The 2,707-nt window shown below is 41.3% G+C and carries 3 protein-coding genes and 1 pseudogene; 1 reads left to right on the forward strand and 3 read right to left on the reverse strand.

Translation table 11 applies throughout. The annotated features are described in order from the left end of the window. Nucleotides 1-1,088, reverse strand: a pseudogene (locus IQ229_RS23045) (endonuclease MutS2); the annotation flags it as partial. A 249-nt stretch (nucleotides 1,089-1,337) separates the two neighbouring features. On the opposite strand from IQ229_RS23045, the gene IQ229_RS23050 reads away from it, so the two are divergent. Then, nucleotides 1,338-1,865 (forward strand): GNAT family N-acetyltransferase, encoded by a 528-nt coding sequence (locus IQ229_RS23050; protein ID WP_194047744.1) that lies wholly within the window; start codon nucleotides 1,338-1,340, stop codon nucleotides 1,863-1,865. On the opposite strand, the gene IQ229_RS23055 is transcribed toward IQ229_RS23050, so the two are convergent. Continuing rightward, nucleotides 1,866-2,162, reverse strand: a complete 297-nt coding sequence (locus tag IQ229_RS23055) for a DUF2288 domain-containing protein (RefSeq protein WP_194047746.1) — start codon at nucleotides 2,160-2,162, stop codon at nucleotides 1,866-1,868. Between the two features lie 84 nt (nucleotides 2,163-2,246). Beyond that, the coding region (locus tag IQ229_RS23060; protein ID WP_194047748.1) for an AI-2E family transporter at nucleotides 2,247-2,707 on the reverse strand (461 nt) is incomplete at its 5' end.

A 2,707-nucleotide genomic window follows, 5' to 3' on the forward strand; every position in this document is an offset into this window, starting at 1 on the left:
ACTTTGGCCATCAATGCTGCTAACCCCAAAGTTTTTAAAGTTACAGTTTTACCGCCAGTATTTGGCCCCGTAATCGTCACCACTCGAATTTGCGGACTGATTAGCAAATCTACAGGAACTACTGGTTGCCCTTGTTCGTGCTGTTGCTGCCACACTAACAGTGGATGTCGCAAATTTCGCAAGGTAATCATTTCCCTGTCTTCGCGCTGGATAAATCGCGGGGGATTCGCTCCTAGCCAAAAACTATATCGCGATCTAGCGGTTGCCAAATCCAAAGTAGTAGCGATCGCTAACAATCTCTCTAAATCTGGCTTAACTGCGGCTACTTGTTCAGTCAAAATGCGGCGAATCGTTTCTTCTTCGGCTTGCTCTCTTCTGATAATCTGCCGCAGTTGGTTGCCTAGAGGTACTACTGAATTCGGTTCCACATACAGGGTAGCACCGCTGGTAGAGGTATCATGAACTATACCGGGAATAGCATCTTTTTGGGGTGCTTTTACGGGGATAACAAAGCGATCGCTGCGTTGGGTAATCAGTTGTTCTTGAACTGCGCCAGATTTTGCCTGTAAGATATTTTGCAGCTTTTGAGTAATTTGGCTGCGTAATCGCCGCAAATCTGTGCGAATTTCTCCCAGTTTTTGACTCGCGCGGTCAGTTACCTGGGCCCGTTCATCAATACAGCGGTGAATTTCTTGTTCTAGTTCTGGATAAGTCCGCAAATCGGCAACTAACTCAGTGAGTATCGGCAAATCTTCTTGATTGTCGATGACACGGCGCAAATTTCTGGCACCAGCCAAGGTGGTGGCGATCGCTAACAGTTCTTCCCCTGCCAAAACTCCACTGCGTTCTGCTCGTTCTAAGGAATCGCCAATATCTTGAATTCCTTCAAATGACAGTCCCGTGGTCAGGCGACTTTCCAGTTGATAGATTTCTTTGGTTTGCTCTAATAACAGTTCGCTTTGGGTCTGAGAATCAGGTATTTTCAGAGAACGCGCAGCTGTCGCCCCCAGCTTCGTTGCGGCAAAGGTGGCAAGGTGCTGGCACAGGCGATGCCATTCTAATAATTCTAAGGTTTCAGATTGGATCAAGGTTTCAACATCTAATCTGAAATTATGGTAACAATTCTAGCTCCTAGATGGGTAAACATTAAAGGAGAGAATTTTGCTTTACTCAATAGTCAATCCATTTTGGATTTTAGTCTAATACCTGCGCCGACACCTTAAGCCGACGCACCCTTCGGATCTTGGAACAGACTTTCAGATATAAAAGTTCATGTTGAAGATGAGTTAGTCGAAAGTGTTCGGTGAAACTTGTTTAGTGTATGGCTAGATCACAAAATGAAAATGTACTCTCAACGACTCTGTTTAGAACCACTAGAAACGTATCATGCCGAACTGCTTTTTGATGGATTACAGAGTGCCAGTATATACGACTTTATCGAAGATGTGCCACCACAAAGTGTTGAATCGCTCCGCGAACGCTACATGGTATTGACGCGTCGTCAATCACCGGATGGAACGGAGATTTGGTTGAACTGGGCTGTCTGGTCACTTGTAGAGAAATACTACGTTGGATATGTTCAAGCAACAATTACTGTAAATAAAAGCGCAATCGTTGCCTATGTGTTTTTCCCTAATTCATGGGGAAAAGGTTATGCACACGAAGCTGTAACGTGTATGATTAATTATTTAGTTGAGACATACCAAATTCTGGATTTTTGTGCTTACGTTGATGTCCAAAATCATCGTTCTATTGCTTTATTGCATAACTTGGGATTTGTAAGCTCGACTTTTTTTCAAAATGTTGAGTCTAACCAAAATGAACTTAACCACGAAGTACAGTATAGAAAACAACACATAAACTAATTAAGTGGCGGCTATTTCTTGTGCCAAAACGTAAGGTTGAACGATAAGAGTATTAAATCGCTTACTGCGATCGCCATTCCATTCTCCCACTTGTACTGTTGTGGGTTTGGTAATCAATTGTTTATCAATCCACTGTTCCACTGATGGAATGTTATCACTGGCGATCGCTACTCCAACATCCACCAAATCTAGCTCAAGCGCCACCAAAATTACTGCATCTCGTTGTACATGAGGAATTAACCATTCCCACTCTGCCTCATCCAAAATTTCTGTTAATTCCGCTCTTAAATCCGACATTACTTCCCAATGTTTATTTGTAAATGGCTATTTTTACATTATTCACTAGTTCCGAGTTCCTGACAAATGACCAAAGAAAAATGACTAAACTTCAGATTTCATTTCATCAATTTCAAATAAAGACACAATTACTCCAGCGATAGGAATAGATATAAAAACACCTAATAATCCTGCTACTTTAGCCCCGACTAATAAAGCAAAAAACACCACTACAGGATTAAGATTCAGCGCACCTTGCATAATTCTGGGCGCAATCAAGTTGTCTTGTATCTGCTGGAGGATAATACAAGCTATTAATACTTTCAATGCTAACCAAACACCTTGAGTCAACACAAATAGAGTCACTGTGCTTACTCCTAATGTCGCCCCTATGCCAGGAATGATATCAAGAATTCCAACTATTATTGACAATATCAAAGCAAAAGGCACTTTTAATATTACAAAAACTAGGAACGTCGAAATTGTTAAAAATCCACTTAATAGCAACTGACCTCTAAAAAATCCTAAAAAAGATTTTCTGATGATATTTGTAAATCTATTACGGC

It is taken from the genome of Nostoc cf. edaphicum LEGE 07299 (assembly GCF_015207245.1).
GTDB classification, from domain to species: Bacteria; Cyanobacteriota; Cyanobacteriia; order Cyanobacteriales; family Nostocaceae; genus Nostoc; species Nostoc edaphicum_B.

Bases quoted from the DNA above. Each gene is read 5' to 3' on its own strand.
- IQ229_RS23050 (WP_194047744.1), top strand. From the start codon at position 1,338: ATGAAAATGTACTCTCAACGACTCTGTTTAGAACCACTAGAAACGTAT.
- IQ229_RS23055 (WP_194047746.1), bottom strand. From the start codon at position 2,162: ATGTCGGATTTAAGAGCGGAATTAACAGAAATTTTGGATGAGGCAGAG.